Raw genomic sequence first — 17,946 nt, 5'->3', positions numbered from 1 at the left:
ACACGTCCGGTACGCAAAGCGGTCTGGACTTCCTTCTTCAGTCCGCGGCGGGCCTGGACGTGGAGCGCCTGATGGATCGTTTCGTGGGACACCTGCATCTCCGCGTCGTCGGGAAATCCACCGACAACGATCCCGAGATCTGTGCCGGACTATGAGTCGATCGGCGACTTCAGTGTGAAGACGGGTCCCGGGCACCAATTTGCGTTACTTAGGACGGCGACGAGCTGCCTCGGCCCGGTTCTGCGCCACCAACGCCCGGTACCGGCTGGCCCGATCGATCGGTACTCCCCGGGCCAACTCCCGGCTGATCGTCGAGCGTGCCCGGCCCATCAACCGAGCGATCTGCGCCGGATGGTAGTGGGCGGTGACGAGATCCTCGATGCGGCACCGACCCTTCCAGGACAATCGGTCTACACCGTGGTCGACGACTGCCTCTAACTGCGGGTTGCTCGTGACAGGACGCACCCCACCAGCCTGCTTGAACCACTCCTGACCAGCCCACCTCGACACGCCCGCCGCCCTGGCCGCGGCACACAGTCTCAACAGTCAAGCTGCTGCGGTGACCGCGAACCTGCCCTATGCCTGTCGCGAACGTCGGCTGATGTTCACAGGCTTGGAATACGTACGGTCCGACTGTCTCCACGGAACTCCGCGATCACATGATCGCCGACGCTGACCGCCACATCGTAGAGGCCGTTGCGGCCGTAGCGCGATCGTTCCGTCGCGGTAGCAACCAGTACGTCGCCGAGCCGGGTAGGACGCAAGTACCGGATGTCAGCGCGGGCCGCGACCGCGGAGTCCTCGTAGCTGTTGCACGCCAAGGCGAAGGTTGTGTCGGCGATCAGGAAGACGTAACCGCCGTGGGTGATCCCATGACCGTTGACCATCAGTTCGGTGACGGTCATCGTGGTGCGTGCGAAACCGTCTCCGAGTTCGACCATCTCGATACGGAGGGCCTTCGACGCGGCGTCGGAATCGAACATTCTCCTCGCGACCATATGACTGCGCTGTGTGACCGACTGCTCAGGATTCATGGGCCGACGACCTCTTCATCGGTGATGAACATCGTTGCGCCACCGGAGGCGAAGTTCTTCACATCGCGGCCGGTGGCTCTCATCTCGGGTGAGACCAATGCCGTCCTCAGCGCGTCTCGGTCAGGGAAGTACAACCCGGCGACCGAGTAGTACGGCGGCTCTGAGTCATCGAGCGAGCTGACTTTGCCGTAGACGTAGGCCTGCAGCCCAGGCACTTTTCTAGCCATCGGGATGTGCGCGTTGGTGTAGTGGTCATCAAAAGCCGCTGGGTCAGAGGGTGTTCCGTAACAGACCGAGACTCTGATGGTCATTCCTGCTCTCCTTTGGCAACGAGCGTGAGCACGTCATAGGTGGCCACCGGGTCGCGATTCTGGTTGGTGACGACGGCGTCCCATCGGACCTCGCCGTAGTCGGTGCTGTGGCGGGGTGTGATCTGTTTAGCTGTCAAAGTCACGGTCAGACTGTCCTCGGGCTTGACCGGCGTGAGGAAGCGCAGATTGTCGACGCCGAAGTTCGCCAGCACGGGGCCGGGGGGTGGGTCGACGAATAGGCCGGCGGCTAGTGAGACCACAAGGTAGCCGTGGGCGACGATGCCTCCGAAGATCGGATTGGCTGATGCAGCCTGCACGTCGGTGTGGGCGTAGAAGGTGTCGCCGGTGAAGTCGGCGAAGTGATCGATGTCGGCGCGGGTCACCGTCCGAGGCCCTGCGATGACGGTGTCGCCCAGACGCAATTCGTTCAAATTCTTCCGGAATGGATGTGTCCCTTCGTTTCGGGACGTTCCGGTGACCCATTTGTTCCCGACTGCGGTCAGGATCTCGGGCGTGCCTTGTACGGCGGTACGCTGCATGTGATGGAGGACACCGCGTATTCCGCCCAGTTCTTCGCCGCCACCTGCTCGTCCCGGACCCCCGTGGACCAGCACCGGGAGCGGAGAACCGTGGCCGGTGGATTCCTTGGCGTCGTCACTGTTCAGTATCAGAACGCGACCGTGGTAGGGGGCCAGTCCGAGGACGATCTCGCGGGCGGTCGCTGTGTCTTTGGTGATGACGGAAGCGACTAGGCTGCCCTGGCCGCGTGCAGCGAGGTCGATGGCGTCAGCGGTGTCGTCGTAGCCGATGACCGTGCAGACGGGGCCAAAGGCTTCGATCTCGTGCGGCTCGATGGCGTTCCTGTCGTCTGCTCGCAGCAGGATCGGGGAGAGGAATGCGCCCTTGGCTGGGTCGGCGTCGACAAGGTCGACGTGATGAGGGTCCCCGAAGACTACGTTCGTCGACTTCATCAGTGCGCGCACCGATTTGAGTACTTCGTTGCGTTGCTCGACGCTCGCGAGTGCCCCCATCTGTACGTTTTCGGACGTCGGGTTTCCGATGGTGATCTTAGTCAGTCGTGCGCTCGTGGCTTCGATGACCGCGTCGATGCGGCTGTTGGGCACGATGGCCCGGCGAATCGCGGTGCATTTTTGTCCCGCTTTCACAGTCATCTCGGTGACCAGCTGTTTGATGAACAGATCGAACTCGAGATCGTGAGGTGCGACATCGGGGCCAAGGATGGAGGCGTTGAGCGAATCGGCCTCTGCCGTGAAATGCACGCCGCTTTTGACCACGCGTGGGTGTGCGCGTAGCAGAGCGGCGGTGTCTGCGGACCCGGTGAAGGCCACCGAATCCTGACCACCGAGGTGGTCGAGTAGGTCTAGCGCGCTGCCGGAGATCAGTTGGACTGACCCCTGAGGTAGCAGCCCGGTCTCGATGATGCGGCGGAACACCAACTCCGTGAGGTAGGCGGTTTGACTGGCGGGTTTGATGATCGACGGGACACCTGCGATAAACGCGGGTGCAAGCTTCTCTAGGAAGCCCCATACCGGAAAATTGAAAGCGTTGATCTGCACCGCGACACCGTGCCGAGGCGTATAGATGTGCTGGCCGAGGAAGGTGCCCGCCTTGCCCAGCTTTTCCGAAGCCCCATCGAGATACACGGTGTCGTTGGGGAGTTCACGCCGCGCCTTGCTTGCGTAGCTCAAGACGGTCCCGATACCGCCGTCGATGTCTACTGCGGAATCCCTGGCTGTCGCGCCGGTAGACGCCGACAATTCGTAGAATTCGCGCTTACCTTCCATCAACGTTAGGCCCAGCTGCTTGAGCAGCGCTGCGCGCTCATGGAACGTTAGCTCGCGTAGTGCCGGACCGCCGACTCGGCGAGCGTGGTCGACCATGCCGGCAACGTTGAGGCCCGCCGACGAAATACGGGCCACCTCGCTTCCGTCAACGGCACTCAGCAAAGGGGTGCCCGCGTCGTGCGCGGCGAACCACGCGCCCTGCGCATAGCTCTCGAGTAGTCTGCTCACTTCAACTCCATCTCACCGTACGTTCGGTCGGTAATTACCATCGCTGCGCACAGTGGATGTTGTCAAGGCGGGGCCCTCTCCCAGAGGTACGCGTCAGGTGCGGCGTAGCCCGTCGAAGGTTAGCGCCACAACGGCGTCGGCAATGTCGGTCGAGGACCCACTGCTTCGGGGTCGGTACCACTCGATCAGGGAGTTCACCGTCCCGAATAACAATCGCGCCAGTACGTGTGGGTCTATCCCGATGCGAAGGTCCCCCTCGTCGGCGGCGGCGACAGCGAGTCCGGAGACGAAATCGTCGAATTCACGCCGGCGGGCAAGCGCACGCCGTTCGACGGCGCTGTTGCCTCGAAGGCGGAGCAGAAGCGTGACATAAGGCAGTTCGGCGACGAGGATTTCGACACTGCGGCGGACCAGGTACTCCAGACGCTCGATCGAAGCCCCTTCGGTTGCTCCGGACTCGGTGGTCACTGCGAAGAGCGCGTTGAGTGCGCGGTTGAGGGCGAGTTCGAGCAGCTCCTCTTTTCCCGCGACGTGGTGATAGATCGAGGATTTGCTGATTCCGAGGCGTTCGGCGAGTGCATCCATGCTGGTTCCGTCGTAACCCTTGTCGTTGAACACTTTGACGGCTACGGCAAGGAGCGAATCGAGGTCGTACCCGGGCCGGCCGGGGCGGCCGGACCGTCGAGGGGAGCGTGCGCTGGTCATGCCAATCATCTTGACATCTATCCGACCCCATGCCACTAGGTGCAGGTCTCCATCGGTTCTTGATTACCGACCGAAGAGTTGGTTACTGTTGGCGTATCGAGACAAGGAGTGAAGGTGACTGACGTCTTTTTGGTGGACGGGGCGCGAACCGCCCAGGCCCGCTACGGTGGTGCACTTTCCGGGGTGCGACCGGATGACCTGGCTGCACTTGTGGTGCGGGAGGCAATCCGGCGAGCTGACGTTCCCGATGACCAGGTGGACGAGGTGATCCTCGGCGCGGCCAACCAGGCGGGCGAGGATAATCGCAATGTTGCCCGGATGGCAGTGCTGCTTGCGGGGCTGCCCGATTCCGTCCCTGGTTATACCGTGAATCGCCTGTGTGCCAGTGGACTTACTGCGTTGGCGACGGCTGCGAGCACCATCCGTGCGGGTGAGGCCGACATCATCGTCGCCGGCGGTGTCGAGTCGATGACTCGGGCGCCCTGGGTCACCGCCAAGCCGACGAAGGCATGGGCCAAACCGGGCGAATCATACGACACGGCGCTCGGCTGGCGTTTCACCAACGCTGCGTTCGTCGATCGTGACGAGCGCTCACCCGAAGGGCCGACACCAGGTCATGGTCGGATCACACTCGCGATGGGGGAAACGGCCGAAGAGGTCGCGGCTGTCGAGGGGATCTCCCGTGCGGAAAGTGATGCCTTCTCGCTTCGGAGTCAACAGCGCGCTGCAGCAGCCATCGACGCAGGACGGTTCGCCCGGGAAATCGTGCCGGTACAGATACCCACAGGACGTGGACGTACGCAGAAGTTCGACATCGATGAGACCCCGCGGCGGGACACGACACTCGAGAAGTTGGGCACGCTACCGACGATCTTCCGCGCCGGAGGCATCGTCACGGCCGGATCATCGTCGCCGCTGACCGACGGCGCCGCGGCGCTGGTGGTCGCGAGCGAAGCGGCCGTCCGTGAGCACGGCCTCCGAGTTCGGGCGCGGATCGTCGGATCTGCGAGCGCGGGCGTGGCCCCGAACGTAATGGGTCTCGGTCCTGTGCCCGCGACTCTAAAGGTGCTCGCCCGTGCCGGGTGGTCGGTCGAAGACCTTGGTGCGATCGAACTCAACGAGGCCTTTGCCGCGCAATCGCTCGGTGTCATTCGGCGGCTGGAGCTCGACGAGAACATCGTCAACGTCGATGGCGGTGCGATCGCCTTGGGGCACCCGCTGGGGGCATCCGGCGCGCGGATTGTGCTTACGTTGCTGGGTCGGATGGAACGCGAAGGCGCCCGGCGAGGCCTGGCGACTCTGTGCGTCGGTGTAGGACAGGGTGTCTCGATGTTGATCGAGGCGCCGTGACCACCATCGACGTTGACGAGCGTGATGACCGTTTAGTCATAACGCTGAACCGCCCCGCGCAGCGAAACGCCATCAACGCTGCGATGATCGCCGATCTGCACGACGTCTGCGGGCTCGCCGAGCGGAGTCCGAAGCCGGTCATCCTGGTCGGCAAGGGGGACCACTTCGCCGGCGGAGCCGACATCGCGGAGCTCCGAGACCGGAGGCGCGCCGAGGCGCTGGCCGGGATCAACCGGAATCTTTTCGATCGATTCGCGCGACTGCCCCAGCCGACCGTGGCCGCGGTCAGCGGTTACGCGCTCGGCGGTGGAGCGGAACTCACCTACGCGTGTGACATCCGGATCGCCACCCCGACAGCGGTTTTCGGCAACCCCGAGCCGGGTCTGGGAATCCTCGCCGCCGCCGGCGCGAGCTACCGGTTGCCGGAGCTGATAGGTGTTTCGATCGCCAAGCAGGTATTGCTCGGAGGCCGTACACTCGACGCTTCTGCTGCCTTGCAGGCAGGGCTCCTGATGGAGATCGTCGACGATCACCTCGATGCGGCGCATCGGCTTGTTGATCGAATCGTGCGGCAGTCCCCGCTGGCCCTGCGTCTGACCAAGACCATCGTCGATGCGCCGGGCGCGCACCCGTGGGCCGACGACATCGCCCAGGCGGTGCTGTTCGAGACCGAGGACAAACAGGACCGGATGACCGCGTTCCTGGAAAGGGCGAAGCGATGACCGGAGTACCAGCTCGCGTTGGAGTGATCGGTGGCGGGCGAATGGGCGCTGGCATCGCCCAGGTGTTCGCGACACTCGGATCAGAGGTGGCCATCGCCGAGGCCTCCGACCAGATCGCCGCCCTCGATCGGGTCACCACGGGTCTGCGGCGTGCGCACGAGCGCGGCAAGCTCGACGGCCAGGAAGTGGGCGCGGTGGCCGAGAAGGTGACCACCGTCGGCGACCCTCTCGAATTACCGTCGGCGCTGGATCTCGTGGTGGAGGCCGTCCCGGAGATCCCGTCGCTGAAGGTCGACGTGCTGGCGGCGGTCGAGAAGGCCGTCGGTCCGTCAACGGTTATTGCCAGCAATACGAGTTCGATCTCCATCGCTGAACTCGGTGCTGCTCTGCATGATTCGAGCCGCTTCATCGGCATGCACTTTTTCAACCCGGTGCCGGCATCGGTCCTGGTCGAGATCATCCGCACCTCCACGACATCGACGACGGTCGTAGAAACCGTCCGCGCCTGGGTGAAACTCCTCGGCAAGTCCGAGGTCCTGGTCAACGACTCGCCGGGTTTCGCAACCAGCCGCCTCGGCGTGTGCCTCGGGCTGGAAGCGATCCGAATGCTGGAGGAAGGGGTCGCCGACGCCGAATCGATCGACCGCGCCATGGAACTCGGCTACCGCCATCCGATGGGACCGCTACGTTCTACCGATCTTGTTGGACTCGACGTGCGCCTGGCGATCGCCGAACACCTCGCCCGGACCCTGGGGCCGCGTTTCGATCCGCCACCGTTGCTGCGAGACAAAGTTGCCCGTGGCCACCTGGGTCGTAAGACCGGCCGCGGGTTCCACGAATGGGAAGGATCTACGTCATGACCGTCACTCTCGACATCTCCGAAGGCCTGGCCACGATCACGTTGGCGAGGCCGTCTGCGCACAACGCCCTCGACGAGGCGACGAAGGTCGCCTTCGTCGACGCGGTCCGCGGCGCCACCGTGCCCGAGGTCCGCGCGGTGCTGCTCACGGCTGAGGGAAAGAACTTCTGCGTAGGGCAGGATCTCGGCGACCACGTTGAGGCTCTGAACGCCGACGCCGCAACGGCGATGAACACCGTCGGGGAGCACTACAACCCACTGATCCGCGCTCTGGCCGCGATCGAGGTGCCTATCGTCGCTGCGATTTCCGGCGCGTGCGTGGGCGCGGGCTGGGGGATCGCACTCACCGCCGACATCCGGATCGCGGGAGAGAGGACCTCGTTCGCGACTGCTTTCAGTGGCATCGGCCTGGCCGCCGACTCTGGACTCAGTCAGTCCCTTGTCGCCAATCTCGGCCCGGGGCGGGCCGGCGCTCTGCTTCTGCTCGGCGACAAGGTCTCCGCTGCCCAGGCCCTTGACTGGGGTCTGGTGCATCGCGTGGTGGCCGACGACGAGGTTCGCGACGTCGCCTCGGGTATTGCCTGGAAGCTCGCTGCGGGCCCGACGCTCGCGTACCGGCAGATCAAAGACCTCGTCTCGGCCTCGGCGGCGGGTCTCGACGCCGCCCTCGACCGCGAATTCCACGCGCAGGTCGCGTTGGGCGAAACTGCCGATCACAAAGCTGCCGTGGACGCATTCCTCGCCAAGCAGAAGCCGGTGTTCACCGGCCTGTGAGCCGCCGCCCTTGTGTCCATGAGCATTATCACGCATACTATTACCAACCGATCATTCGGTAATGAGAGTAGGATGAATGACCACGTCACAGCCCATTGACGTCGACGCGGCGCAGCTCGAGGACTACTTCGAGAAGACGATCGCGGACGACACGAGGATTGAGCCCCGCGACTGGATGCCGGACGGCTACCGCAAGACGCTGATCCGTCAGGTCGCTCAACATGCCCATTCTGAGATCATCGGGATGCAGCCGGAAGGAAACTGGTTGACCCGGGCCCCGTCCCTTCGGCGCAAGGCCATTCTCATGGCCAAGGTCCAGGACGAGGCGGGCCACGGCCTGTACCTGTACTCGGCGGCGGAGACCCTGGGTGCCGATCGCGCCGATCTCACGACCAAACTGATCGAGGGAAAACAGAAGTACTCGTCGATCTTCAACTACCCGACGCTCACGTACGCAGACGTCGGCACGATCGGCTGGCTCGTCGACGGGGCGGCTATCTGCAACCAGGTGCCGTTGTGCCGCAGCTCGTTCGGTCCCTACGCCCGGGCGATGATCCGGGTCTGCAAGGAGGAGTCGTTCCATCAGCGGCAGGGCTACGAGCTGCTGACGACGATGATGCGGGGCACCGACGAGCAGCGCGACATGGTGCAGGAGTCGGTGAACCGTTGGTGGTGGCCGGCGTTGATGATGTTCGGGCCACCGGATGACCAATCACCCAACACCGCCCAGTCGATGGACTGGAAGATCAAGCGGCACACCAACGACGAACTCCGTCAGCGTTTCGTGGACATGAGCATGCCGCAGGCGGAAGCGCTGGGCGTGACCTTCCCGGATCCCGACCTGGCATGGAATGACGAGCGCGGCTCGTACGACTTCGGCGAGCCGGACTGGAGCGAGTTCATGGAGGTGGTCAAGGGCAACGGCGCCTCGAATGCGGAGCGGATCGCCAACCGGCGCGCCGCACATGAGAACGGCGCGTGGGTACGCGAGGCGGCGATGGTTTTCGCGGCACGCGGAGCCGAGCGCGAAGCGCAAGGCCAGAAGGGGTCACGATGAGCGAGTTCACTGCCGAGGGCGGTCATGGTGCGGTGCCAACCGAGAACGTGCCCGTGGAGCCGAAAGCGGAGCAGGTGAAAGCTGACTGGCCGTTGTACGAGGTGTTCCTGCGCGGGAAGCGCGGGCTCAACCACGTCCATGTCGGATCGCTACACGCCGCCGATGACGAGATGGCGCTGCGGCATGCCCGCGACGTGTACACGCGACGCAATGAGGGCGTCAGCATCTGGGTGGTGGCTTCCATCGACATCATCGCATCGAGCCCGGCCGAGAGGGACCCGTACTTCGCGCCGAGTGGCGACAAGGTCTACCGCCACCCGACGTTCTACGAGATCCCCGACAACGTTCCCCATATGTGAGGCACCGATGACCGATCACGATAACGCCTACGAAGGGCTGGTCGACGAGGATTCTCACGGGCAGTGGGCCTTCGGCACCAGCTTCGACGATCCGCTGGCCGGCGTCGACACCACCGTTCCCGATGACGTCGACCTTCGTGTACTCGCGGGCTACTGTCTGATGCTGGGTGACGATGCATTGCTCAGCGGACAACGACTGGCCGAGTGGAGTACTCGTGCCCCAGAGCTGGAAGAGGAAGTCGCTCTCGCGAATGTGGGCCTCGACCTCCTCGGTCAGGCTCGACTGTTGCTGGCTCGCGCCGCGGCGGCTGACGCCGAGGTGGTCCCCCGGATCTCGGACACCTCACCGGTACCGGCTGAGGATGCCCTGGCCTTCTTCCGCGACGAACAGCAGTTCCGCAACATCCGGCTCGTCGAACTCGACAACGGCGACTTCGCCGTGTCGATCGTGCGACTCCTGGTTTTCGCCACCTTCCGACTTGCGGTCTTCGATCGCCTGCGGACCTCGCGCGACCCGGTCCTGGCGGCAGTGGCCGGAAAGGGTGTCAAAGAACTGACCTACCACCGCGACTACGCGGCGCGCTGGGTCGTTACGTTCGGATGCGGCACCGACGAGTCCCGTCGCCGGCTGCACGATGCCCTGACGCGGGTCTGGCCCTACGTCGACGAGCTTTTCGTGCCGACCGACGAGGAGATAGCGCTCGCCGCGGTCTCGGTTGCGGTCGACCCTCGGTCCGTGCGCGACGAGTTCGACGACGTTGTCGCCCAGGTTCTGCACGCTGCCGAGGTGGAGCTCCCGGAGGTCGGTTCGGTGGGCACTGTCGGCGGGCGCGGTGGGCGCCGCGGGATACACACCGAGACCATGGGGCTGCTGCTCGCGGAAATGCAGAGCGTTGCTCGTGCCCATCCCGAGGGGGTGTGGTGATGTCGACGGAGACCCTGATCCACGACATGGCCGTATCGGGCACGCCGGACGAGGTTCGGGCGCTCGTTGCCGGGGTCACCGACCCGGAGATGCCGATGCTCACGCTCGACGACCTCGGTGTACTGCGCGACGTCGAGGTGACCGCTTCCGGTGCGGTGACGGTGACCATCACCCCCACCTACTCCGGGTGCCCCGCCATCGCGACGATGCGCAATGACATCGAATATGTGCTGGCGCGCCGCGGGTTTCGTTCGGTGACCGTGCGGACTAGCCTGGACCCGGCATGGTCGACCGACTGGATCTCCGCGGTGGGACTGCGCAAGCTCGCCGAGAGCGGGTACTCGACACCGCGGCGTGTACCGACGGCGACGAGCGGGCCGATCCCGCTCACCCTGACCCCCAGGCCACGTGTGATCGCCTGCCCGCAGTGCGGTTCCGAGGAGACACAGCTGGTCTCGGAGTTCGGCGCCACTCTCTGCAAGGCTCACTACCGGTGCCTGAGCTGTGTGGAACCCTTCGATCACGTGAAGGAGATCTGACCCCGTGACCACAGCAGTCGACCCCCCGGCCGACGTCGCGCGCGCCGCGCGCAACCGGCCGTTCCACACCCTCACCGTCGCCGATGTCGAGCGTTTGTGCGACGACGCCGTCGCCGTCCGTTTCGATGTACCCGCAGATTTGCTGTCCGAGTACGACTTCCGTCCCGGCCAGTCGTTGACGCTGAGTCGCGTCGTGGACGGCGTCGAGCATCGTCGGTCATACTCGATCTGCGCACCGGTCGGTTCGGCTCCACGCGTCGGGGTGCGCGAGGTGACCGACGGACTGTTCTCCTCGTGGCTGGTCCACGACGTCCGGGCCGGTGATCGCATCGACGTGCAGGGCCCCACGGGCACCTTCGTCGCCGATCCGGCGATGGGGGGCCGGCACGTGTTGATCGCCGCCGGCTCAGGCATCACGCCGATGCTCTCGATCGCGGCCTCGGTGCTGCAGAACCCGGACGCCGACGTCGTTCTGCTCTACGGTAATCGACGGTCTCGTTCGGTGATGTTCGCCGACGAGATCGCCGATCTGAAGGATGAGTACGGTGCCCGTTTCGAAGTGATCCATGTCCTGTCCCGGGAACCGCGCGACGTCGAACTGTTCACCGGTCGTCTCGACAGCGAGCGGCTGCACGCCCTCTTCGCAGATGTGGTGTCCACTGCCGACGTCGACCACTTCTGGCTTTGCGGCCCATTCGGCATGGTCACCGACGCGCAGAAGGTGCTCGCCGATAGAGGGGTTTCTGCGGAGCGCATCCACCACGAACTGTTCTACGTCGAAGAGGTCCCGCCGCCGCAGGAGCGTCACCGTGAGCCTGGTGTGACGGGCCCGAGCAGTGACGTGACCATCGTCCTTGACGGCCGCACCGTGTCTGGTCGACTGTCCCGTGACCAGTCGATTCTCGATGCGGGCGAACAATTGCGATCTGACCTGCCGTTTGCCTGCAAGGGCGGCGTGTGCGGTACTTGTCGCGCCAAAGTGACCCGCGGCGAAGTCGATATGCGTCGTAATTACGCTCTCGAGAGTTCGGAGGTCGAGGATGGTTTTGTCCTGACCTGTCAGACCTTCCCTGTCGACGACAGTGTGACTGTCGACTTCGACGCGTAACAGAAGGCCGGAGTCACGATGACTAGCTTCGCATCTCACCCTGCGGCGGACGGCCGAGACGAGGGTACCGAGTACGCGTCTCGCGACGAGCTCGAAGCCCTGCAGCTTCAACGACTCAGATGGTCCTTGAACCATGCCTATGACAATGTGCCCCACTACCGGCGGGCATTCGACGACCGGGGCGTGCATCCCGGGGATTTGCATTCTATCGGGGACCTCGGGCTCTTCCCGTTCACCGTGAAAGCTGATCTGCGCGAGAACTATCCGTTCGGGATGCTGGCTGTACCGCCGGACGAGGTGTCCCGTATCCACGCCTCGTCAGGGACGACCGGTCGACCGACTGTCGTCGGGTACACGACGAGCGACTTGAACAACTGGGCTGAGTTGGTTGCCCGAAGCCTTCGGGCGGCAGGTGTCGGCCCGTCGGACAAAGTACATGTGGCGTATGGGTATGGCTTGTTCACCGGCGGGTTGGGAGCACACTACGGCGCTGAACGCCTTGGTTGCACCGTGATCCCGATGTCGGGTGGGATGACTGATCGGCAGATCCAACTCATCGAGGACTTCCAGCCAGATGCGATCATGGTCACCCCGTCCTACATGCTGACGATTGTCGACGCCATGCTGGCCAAAGGTATCGACCCCTCATCGACTTCGCTGAGGGCTGGTATTTTCGGTGCCGAACCGTGGACCGAGCAGATGCGCGGCGAACTCGAGGCGCAGCTCGACATTGATGCGGTTGACATCTACGGGCTGTCGGAAGTGATGGGACCCGGCGTCGCGATGGAGTGCGTAGAGACCAAAGACGGCCTGCACATTTGGGAGGACCACTTCTACCCGGAGATCATCGATCCGGTAACCGGCGAGGTGCTACCCGATGGAGAGGAGGGCGAGCTGGTCTTCACGTCCCTGTCTAAAGCGGCGATGCCCATCATTCGCTATCGGACACACGATCTCAGTCGGTTGTTGCCGGGGACGGCACGACCCTCGATGCGTCGCATGCAGAAGGTCACGGGGCGAACCGACGACATGTTTATTCTGCGCGGAGTCAATCTATTTCCGACACAGATCGAGGAGCTCATCTTGACAGTGCCGGCTCTGGCGCCGCAATTCCAGTGTGTACTTGAACGACCCGCGCGCCTGGATCAACTCGTAGTTCGTGTCGAGCCCCGTCACGACGTGCCGTCTGAGCAGCGGGGAGTGGCGGCCGTCGAATTGCAGACACTGATCAAGAACCGCGTTGGGGTCACCGCCACCGTCGACGTGGTCGAGCCGGGCGTGCTGTCCCGCTCAACGGGCAAAGCCAAGAGGCTGCTGGACAATCGGCCGAGTGAACGCGCTGCTGAATACGGGAGTTGAGAATCGGCCGGTTCAGTTGCTGCTGACCACCGGGTTCGACGTCTGCGAGCTCCTCGAGCGCCACGACATCTGGATGGGTCATCAGCCCGGGCCGATCAAGCTATGCGAAGTCGCCACCATGGGCGCCAGAATGTCTTGTCCTCGACATCGACCATGAAGAGCGCAGCTGGTCCAGGGGGTCTAACCGTCCTCGCCCACATGGGACGCGACAGAAAGCTCGACGAGTTCATCGGATCCGACTGGTTCGCGACAGTGTTCGCACACTATGAGGGCCTCGAAACTGGCCCCGCATGGTGTGTGAACGAACGATCGACGGGCTGTGTCCGGGAGGCTGTAGGTGTCTCCCCAACGTTTGAGGACGAGCAGGATACGTGCGAGGTCCCGTCCCTTGTCAGTCAGGAAGTAGCCTTCGCGTACGGAGTCCTCTCGGTAGGGGCGGCGCACCACGATTCCGTCTTCGGTCAGTTTGCGGAGCCGAGTGGTCAACACGTCGCGCGGGGCGCCGGTGTGAGTGACTATGTCGGTGAAGCGTATTGCCCCAAACGCCAAGGTTCGCACGACGTGCAGCGACCACCGGTCGGAGATCGCGTCGAGTGCGACCGACAACGAATCATAAGGTTGGACTTTCAAACTAAACCTCTGTACCTTGAGTAGGAATTTCCTACTAAATCTACCCCCGGGAGGTGGCGTGGACGAACAGGTCGCAGTTCCGGCCTTCGGTCACACCCCGCGTCACGCAGCTCCATCGACGCAATCCGATGAGTGTGACCGTTCTGGACCACGTCCTCCGCTCCGTGCATGGCTGCAACCGTTACTCGTGTCCTCCTTGATCGCGATCGCGTTCATCGGAATGTATGTCGGACTCCAACGTGATCCGGCCCCCCATGGCATTCCGATCGCGGTTGTCGGAAGCGAGCTGGGGACCTCGTTGCAGCGGGCGCTGGGAGATGTTGTCGGCGTCCGAGAGGTCTCCGATGTCGCGGAAGGCCGAGAGCTCGTCGACGGTCGAGACGTTGTCGCCGTCGTGTCCCAGGTTCCCGACCACCGGGCGTCGCCGCGCGTGCCGCTGACTTTAGAAGTCGCCGGCGCCAACGGGCCGTCGACGGTCGGTGCGCTGGAACGGATGATCAGGGGCTATGCGCGTTCCACCGGTACTCAGGTGGCGGTCGAAGACCGAGTCCCTTTGGTGCGGTATGACAGTCGGGGCACCGTCGGTTTCTACGTGGCCTTCGGCGTGACGTTGGCTTCGTTCGTGTTGGCCCAGATGCTGATGGCGATGACCGCGCAACTTCACCTACGGCACCGGTTGATCGCCGTCATCGGGTTCGCCGCCTTGGTCGGCGTGCTCGCGTCGGTCTTGGCGGGTCCGGTTATGGGTGCATTGCCAGGTGATTTCACCGGGATGGCAGTCACTTTGGCGTTGCTTTCGGCTGCGACCGCACTGGCTACGAAAGCGCTCGGCGCCTGGCTTGGTGCGGTAGGCATACCGATCGCGACAATCCTGTTGATCACCATCGGCAACTCCACCAGTGGTGCCACAGTTGGTGTTGACCTCCTGCCGGGGTACGCCCGGGTGTTGTCAGAACTCCTACCGCCCGGCGCGGCTATCCGTTCGATCACCGACGTCAGCTACTTCGACGGAGCCCACCAATGGTCCGGATGGCTAGTGCTTATCGCCTGGATCGTCGTCGCGGCGGCGCTCACGACGTTGAGGGCTCGGAGACCGACGACTAGCACGACGAGAGAAAGGGCGATCAAATCATGACTAGTACGGACTACCGTGGGCAGAACTTCATTGTGACCGGTGCGAGCTCGGGGCTTGGGGAGGAATTCGCTCGCAGACTCGCCGAGCGAGGCTCCGATCTTGTCCTCGTCGCGAGGCGTGGTGACCGGTTGGCCGCACTGGCCGACGAACTCACGCGCCAACACGGGGTCCGAGTGACCACCCTCGTCCGAGACCTTGGTAGTCCGGAAGCTGGACGGACTTTGCGGGAAGAACTCCAAAACCGGGGCATCAGCGTGACCGGTCTCGTGAACAACGCAGGCTTCGGGTCGCGGAGTGTCTTCGCACGTGAAGATCCTGCGCGACTCCAGTCGATGATCGCTCTGAATGTCAGTGCGTTGGTGGACCTGACCCATGCGTTCGTGGAGCCGCTCACGAGAAACAACGGCACGATCATCAACGTCGCCAGCATTCTCGGGTATCAACCGACCCCGTACCTGGCGGTCTACGGAGCGACCAAGTCATTCGTGCTCAGCTTCACCGAATCGCTCTGGGAGGAGACCCGCACGTCCGGCTTGCGTGTTCTGGCAATCTGCCCGGGCGCGGTTGCCACCGAGTTCTACGATGTCGCAGGTAGTCGCTCAGCGGATTTCGGAACAAAGCGTGCGACGCCTCGAAGAGTGGTCGACGTAGCACTGGGAACACTTGATCGGTCTTCGCCGCCTCCCTCGGTGATCAGCAACGGCCGGCCTCTGTCGATCGTCACCAAGTTCATGCCACGGCGGGCCGTGGTACGCCTGATGGGCGCGCTGCAACGACGTGCCGGGGCGGTCTAGGCCCTGAGCGCAAGACCGAGCATCTGGCAGGCCATTTCCTGTTGGGGACACCCCAGATCTGCCATCGCACAATCGCCGTGGCGGCGGGTGGTCTGGCCGCGGCTGTGGTAGTCATTTCGTCGCGCCCCGGCTATCGTGCGGGCTTGTTGTGCAGCGGCCTCGGGTCGATCCCGACCTTGCGCCAGGCGTCGTAGGCCCATGGGACATAGAGATACTTGAGCGGCAGCCGGTTGATCAGCGGATTGGCGGCCCGCATGAGGGCGGCGAAACGCTGGAAGTTCTTCTCGCGCCGATCATTCCACTCGAGGTCGCAGACGTCGCGCATCTGCTGGGGGAGAGTGCCGACGACCACCGTGCGGATGAATGCGTTCAGCGGAGCCGAGACGACCTTCCAGACCGGCGCGGGGATCTTCTTGGGCCGGGGGAGTCCCTGCCGGATGTATCCCGTCGCATAGACGATGGTCTTGTGCGGGACGAACCGATCGAGCATGTCGTCCCAGTACTCGACGAATTCGTCGTAGGTCTGCGGCTGGCCGCGGTCGCTCACGCCGTAGAGCTGGTACCAGACCTTGCTCTCTTCGAAGATCTGGACCTTCTCGGCGTAGCTCAGGCGTCGGATGAAGGTGTCGGTGATGAAGAGGACCTGGTCGACGAAGGTCGCGTGGGCCCAGTAGAAGAGTTCCGGGTTGAGCGCGTGGTAGCGCGACCCGTCGCTGATCGTGCCCTTGATGTCCTTGTGGAAGTCGCGCACCGTGCGACCCCACTTCTCCGGCTCGGTGCTGTAGACGGTGCGCATGACGGGCGGGCCGGTGCGCTTGGCCCGGCCGAGGAAGTCGCTGAAGATGACCGAATGGTCCAGGACGGCCTGGCCGAGTTGTTCGATGCAGTTCTCGGTGCCGGCCAGACGCTGGAAACCGAGCAGGCCGCGGTTGTCGCCGTAGAACTTCCACACGAGCGAGTCGGCACCGAGGCGCGGAGAGGCGATCTCGCCCGCGGTGTCCGGAGTGTCATCGACGATCATCGGTTCCGCCTCGCGGATACCGGCATCGAATCCCTGGTTGACTGACATGGCGGCGAGACTATCGCACTTGGAACAAACTTGGAAGGTTGTTTCAACGAAGCAGGTGATCCGCGTTCGGAGAGAGAGGTCGGATGATGCGCGACGAGCAGGACTGGGATCTTCCGGATGTCGAGGACGTCCTCGCATCCGCTGTGGCGGTCCGACTCCCGATGCGCACCAGGTTCCGCGGGCTCACCTCACGCGAGACGATGGTCTTCGCCGGTCCGGCGGGGTGGGGTGAATTCGGGCCGTTCCTCGAATACGACGATCCGGAGGCGGCGTCATGGCTCCGGGCCGGTCTCGAGGCGGCGTGGGTCGGGCCTCCCGTGGCCGTTCGCGACAGGGTTCCGGTGAACGCGACGGTGCCCGCGATCCCGGCCGAGGAGGTCGCGGCGCTGCTCGAGCGCTACCCCGGTGCGGGCACCGCGAAGGTCAAGGTCGCCGAAGCCGGGCAGACGCTCGACGACGACGTCGCGCGGGTGGCGGCCACGCGTGCGGTGATCGGCCGGGTGCGCGTCGACGCGAACGGGGGGTGGACAGTGGACGAGGCCATCGCCGCCCTGCGGGCCATTGGTGACGTCGAGTACGCCGAACAGCCATGTCGCACAGTCGAGGAACTCGCCGCGGTCCGTCGGGCGGTCGGGGTGCCGATCGCGGCCGACGAGTCCATCCGTAAGGCGGACGATCCGTATCGGGTGGTGGCCGCCGACGCCGCGGATGTCGCCGTGGTCAAGGTGGCGCCGCTCGGCGGCATGCGGGCAACGCTCGCGCTCGCCGAGAACATCGGGCTCGAGATCGTGGTCTCGAGCGCGCTCGACAGCGCGATCGGGATGGCTGCGGGGATCGCCGCCGCCGCCGCGCTGCCCCGCCTGGAACTCGCGTGCGGACTGGGTACGGGGACGCTGCTCGCCGCGGACGTCGCGACGTCGTTCCAGATGGTCGACGGCGGCGTCGACGTCCGATGGTTCGACGCCGACGCCCCGATCGACACCGGCGGACTCTCGCTGGGACCCGACGGTCAGCACCGGTGGCGGGAACGTCTGCGGCGATGTCATCGCCTCCTCGCCGGTCGGTGACGGTGCCCGGGCGCACCTCGCGGTAGAAACGGTTTTTTCGATCTGTCTCAACATGGTCTAGTATGCGATGTGGGTCACATCATCGGGGTGACTCACTCACGGTCTGAGCGGGAGGG

The 17,946-nt window shown here is 64.2% G+C and carries 20 protein-coding genes; 13 read left to right on the top strand and 7 right to left on the bottom strand.

The window, feature by feature from the left end:
- Positions 1-204: 204 nt before the first annotated feature.
- The 5 genes from MHN80_RS03885 to MHN80_RS03865 form a co-directional block, all read right to left on the bottom strand.
- Positions 205-465: a helix-turn-helix domain-containing protein gene (locus tag MHN80_RS03885; RefSeq protein WP_239399647.1), complete on the bottom strand. Its 261-nt coding sequence runs from the start codon at positions 463-465 to the stop codon at positions 205-207.
- Between the two features lie 140 nt (positions 466-605).
- The gene (gene paaI, locus MHN80_RS03880) at positions 606-983 is read right to left on the bottom strand and encodes a hydroxyphenylacetyl-CoA thioesterase PaaI (RefSeq protein WP_239399645.1); all 378 of its coding nucleotides are present in this window, start codon (positions 981-983) and stop codon (positions 606-608) included.
- 47 nt (positions 984-1,030) lie between these two features.
- Entirely contained in the window at positions 1,031-1,345 is a 315-nt protein-coding gene (locus MHN80_RS03875; protein ID WP_239399643.1) for an EthD family reductase, read from the bottom strand.
- A complete protein-coding gene (gene paaZ, locus MHN80_RS03870) occupies positions 1,342-3,378 on the bottom strand; it encodes a phenylacetic acid degradation bifunctional protein PaaZ (RefSeq protein ID WP_239399641.1) in 2,037 nt (678 codons plus the stop codon). Before paaZ ends, MHN80_RS03875 begins: the two co-directional genes overlap by 4 nt.
- A 93-nt stretch (positions 3,379-3,471) precedes the next feature.
- Complete coding sequence (locus MHN80_RS03865) at positions 3,472-4,083, bottom strand: TetR/AcrR family transcriptional regulator (protein WP_239399782.1); 612 nt, start codon at positions 4,081-4,083, stop codon at positions 3,472-3,474.
- A 114-nt stretch (positions 4,084-4,197) separates the two neighbouring features.
- Here MHN80_RS03865 and MHN80_RS03860 point away from each other — a divergent pair, with 114 nt between their 5' ends.
- From MHN80_RS03860 to paaK, 10 genes are all read left to right on the top strand, one after another.
- Positions 4,198-5,433 carry a thiolase family protein gene (locus MHN80_RS03860; protein WP_239399639.1) on the top strand — a complete coding sequence of 412 codons (1,236 nt, stop codon included), beginning with the start codon at positions 4,198-4,200 and terminating at the stop codon, positions 5,431-5,433.
- Positions 5,430-6,155 (top strand): enoyl-CoA hydratase/isomerase family protein, encoded by a 726-nt coding sequence (locus MHN80_RS03855; protein ID WP_239399637.1) that lies wholly within the window; start codon positions 5,430-5,432, stop codon positions 6,153-6,155. Before MHN80_RS03860 ends, MHN80_RS03855 begins: the two co-directional genes overlap by 4 nt.
- A complete protein-coding gene (locus tag MHN80_RS03850) occupies positions 6,152-7,015 on the top strand; it encodes a 3-hydroxyacyl-CoA dehydrogenase family protein (RefSeq protein ID WP_239399635.1) in 864 nt (287 codons plus the stop codon). Before MHN80_RS03855 ends, MHN80_RS03850 begins: the two co-directional genes overlap by 4 nt.
- Entirely contained in the window at positions 7,012-7,788 is a 777-nt protein-coding gene (locus MHN80_RS03845; RefSeq protein ID WP_239399633.1) for an enoyl-CoA hydratase/isomerase family protein, read from the top strand. Before MHN80_RS03850 ends, MHN80_RS03845 begins: the two co-directional genes overlap by 4 nt.
- Positions 7,789-7,864: 76 nt before the next feature.
- Positions 7,865-8,845, top strand: a complete 981-nt coding sequence (paaA, locus tag MHN80_RS03840) for a 1,2-phenylacetyl-CoA epoxidase subunit PaaA (RefSeq protein ID WP_239399631.1) — start codon at positions 7,865-7,867, stop codon at positions 8,843-8,845.
- A complete protein-coding gene (paaB, locus tag MHN80_RS03835; RefSeq protein ID WP_239399629.1) occupies positions 8,842-9,204 on the top strand; it encodes a 1,2-phenylacetyl-CoA epoxidase subunit PaaB in 363 nt (120 codons plus the stop codon). The genes paaA and paaB overlap by 4 nt, the downstream gene beginning before the upstream one ends.
- Before the next feature lie 7 nt (positions 9,205-9,211).
- Complete coding sequence (gene paaC, locus MHN80_RS03830) at positions 9,212-10,129, top strand: 1,2-phenylacetyl-CoA epoxidase subunit PaaC (protein WP_239399627.1); 918 nt, start codon at positions 9,212-9,214, stop codon at positions 10,127-10,129.
- Positions 10,130-10,155: 26 nt separating this feature from the next.
- Positions 10,156-10,668, top strand: coding sequence for a 1,2-phenylacetyl-CoA epoxidase subunit PaaD (gene paaD, locus MHN80_RS03825; RefSeq protein WP_239399780.1), 513 nt, complete (start codon positions 10,156-10,158; stop codon positions 10,666-10,668).
- A gap of 4 nt (positions 10,669-10,672) precedes the next feature.
- Complete coding sequence (gene paaE / locus MHN80_RS03820; RefSeq protein WP_239399625.1) at positions 10,673-11,776, top strand: 1,2-phenylacetyl-CoA epoxidase subunit PaaE; 1,104 nt, start codon at positions 10,673-10,675, stop codon at positions 11,774-11,776.
- 18 nt (positions 11,777-11,794) lie between these two features.
- A complete protein-coding gene (gene paaK / locus MHN80_RS03815; protein WP_239399623.1) occupies positions 11,795-13,135 on the top strand; it encodes a phenylacetate--CoA ligase PaaK in 1,341 nt (446 codons plus the stop codon).
- 180 nt (positions 13,136-13,315) lie between these two features.
- Here paaK and MHN80_RS25855 read toward each other — a convergent pair whose 3' ends face one another.
- The gene (locus tag MHN80_RS25855; protein ID WP_354595835.1) at positions 13,316-13,741 is read right to left on the bottom strand and encodes a helix-turn-helix domain-containing protein; all 426 of its coding nucleotides are present in this window, start codon (positions 13,739-13,741) and stop codon (positions 13,316-13,318) included.
- 211 nt (positions 13,742-13,952) lie between these two features.
- Between MHN80_RS25855 and MHN80_RS03810 the strand changes: the two genes are divergently transcribed.
- Together MHN80_RS03810 and MHN80_RS03805 are read left to right on the top strand one after the other, a co-directional pair.
- Positions 13,953-14,900, top strand: coding sequence for an ABC transporter permease (locus MHN80_RS03810; protein WP_239399621.1), 948 nt, complete (start codon positions 13,953-13,955; stop codon positions 14,898-14,900).
- Positions 14,897-15,694, top strand: coding sequence for an SDR family oxidoreductase (locus MHN80_RS03805; protein ID WP_239399619.1), 798 nt, complete (start codon positions 14,897-14,899; stop codon positions 15,692-15,694). The genes MHN80_RS03810 and MHN80_RS03805 overlap by 4 nt, the downstream gene beginning before the upstream one ends.
- A gap of 130 nt (positions 15,695-15,824) precedes the next feature.
- Here MHN80_RS03805 and MHN80_RS03800 read toward each other — a convergent pair whose 3' ends face one another.
- The gene (locus MHN80_RS03800) at positions 15,825-16,763 is read right to left on the bottom strand and encodes an oxygenase MpaB family protein (protein WP_239399617.1); all 939 of its coding nucleotides are present in this window, start codon (positions 16,761-16,763) and stop codon (positions 15,825-15,827) included.
- An 83-nt stretch (positions 16,764-16,846) separates the two neighbouring features.
- Here MHN80_RS03800 and MHN80_RS03795 point away from each other — a divergent pair, with 83 nt between their 5' ends.
- A complete protein-coding gene (locus MHN80_RS03795; protein WP_239399615.1) occupies positions 16,847-17,830 on the top strand; it encodes an o-succinylbenzoate synthase in 984 nt (327 codons plus the stop codon).
- Positions 17,831-17,946 lie beyond the last annotated feature (116 nt).

The organism is Gordonia sp. McavH-238-E (assembly GCF_022348225.1).
GTDB lineage: Bacteria > Actinomycetota > Actinomycetes > Mycobacteriales > Mycobacteriaceae > Gordonia > Gordonia terrae.
This window is presented reverse-complemented; position numbering and strand designations above follow the sequence as displayed.

What these genes read in the sequence shown, in the direction of transcription:
- MHN80_RS03850 (WP_239399635.1), top strand. Translation starts at nt 6,152, where the DNA reads ATGACCGGAGTACCAGCTCGCGTTGGAGTGATCGGTGGCGGGCGAATG.
- paaK (WP_239399623.1), top strand. Translation starts at nt 11,795, where the DNA reads ATGACTAGCTTCGCATCTCACCCTGCGGCGGACGGCCGAGACGAGGGT.
- MHN80_RS03865 (WP_239399782.1), bottom strand. Translation starts at nt 4,083, where the DNA reads ATGACCAGCGCACGCTCCCCTCGACGGTCCGGCCGCCCCGGCCGGCCC.
- MHN80_RS03805 (WP_239399619.1), top strand. Translation starts at nt 14,897, where the DNA reads ATGACTAGTACGGACTACCGTGGGCAGAACTTCATTGTGACCGGTGCG.
- paaC (WP_239399627.1), top strand. Translation starts at nt 9,212, where the DNA reads ATGACCGATCACGATAACGCCTACGAAGGGCTGGTCGACGAGGATTCT.
- MHN80_RS03875 (WP_239399643.1), bottom strand. Translation starts at nt 1,345, where the DNA reads ATGACCATCAGAGTCTCGGTCTGTTACGGAACACCCTCTGACCCAGCG.
- paaB (WP_239399629.1), top strand. Translation starts at nt 8,842, where the DNA reads ATGAGCGAGTTCACTGCCGAGGGCGGTCATGGTGCGGTGCCAACCGAG.
- MHN80_RS03795 (WP_239399615.1), top strand. Translation starts at nt 16,847, where the DNA reads ATGATGCGCGACGAGCAGGACTGGGATCTTCCGGATGTCGAGGACGTC.
- MHN80_RS03800 (WP_239399617.1), bottom strand. Translation starts at nt 16,763, where the DNA reads ATGTCAGTCAACCAGGGATTCGATGCCGGTATCCGCGAGGCGGAACCG.
- MHN80_RS03845 (WP_239399633.1), top strand. Translation starts at nt 7,012, where the DNA reads ATGACCGTCACTCTCGACATCTCCGAAGGCCTGGCCACGATCACGTTG.
- paaI (WP_239399645.1), bottom strand. Translation starts at nt 983, where the DNA reads ATGTTCGATTCCGACGCCGCGTCGAAGGCCCTCCGTATCGAGATGGTC.
- paaD (WP_239399780.1), top strand. Translation starts at nt 10,156, where the DNA reads ATGGCCGTATCGGGCACGCCGGACGAGGTTCGGGCGCTCGTTGCCGGG.
- paaA (WP_239399631.1), top strand. Translation starts at nt 7,865, where the DNA reads ATGACCACGTCACAGCCCATTGACGTCGACGCGGCGCAGCTCGAGGAC.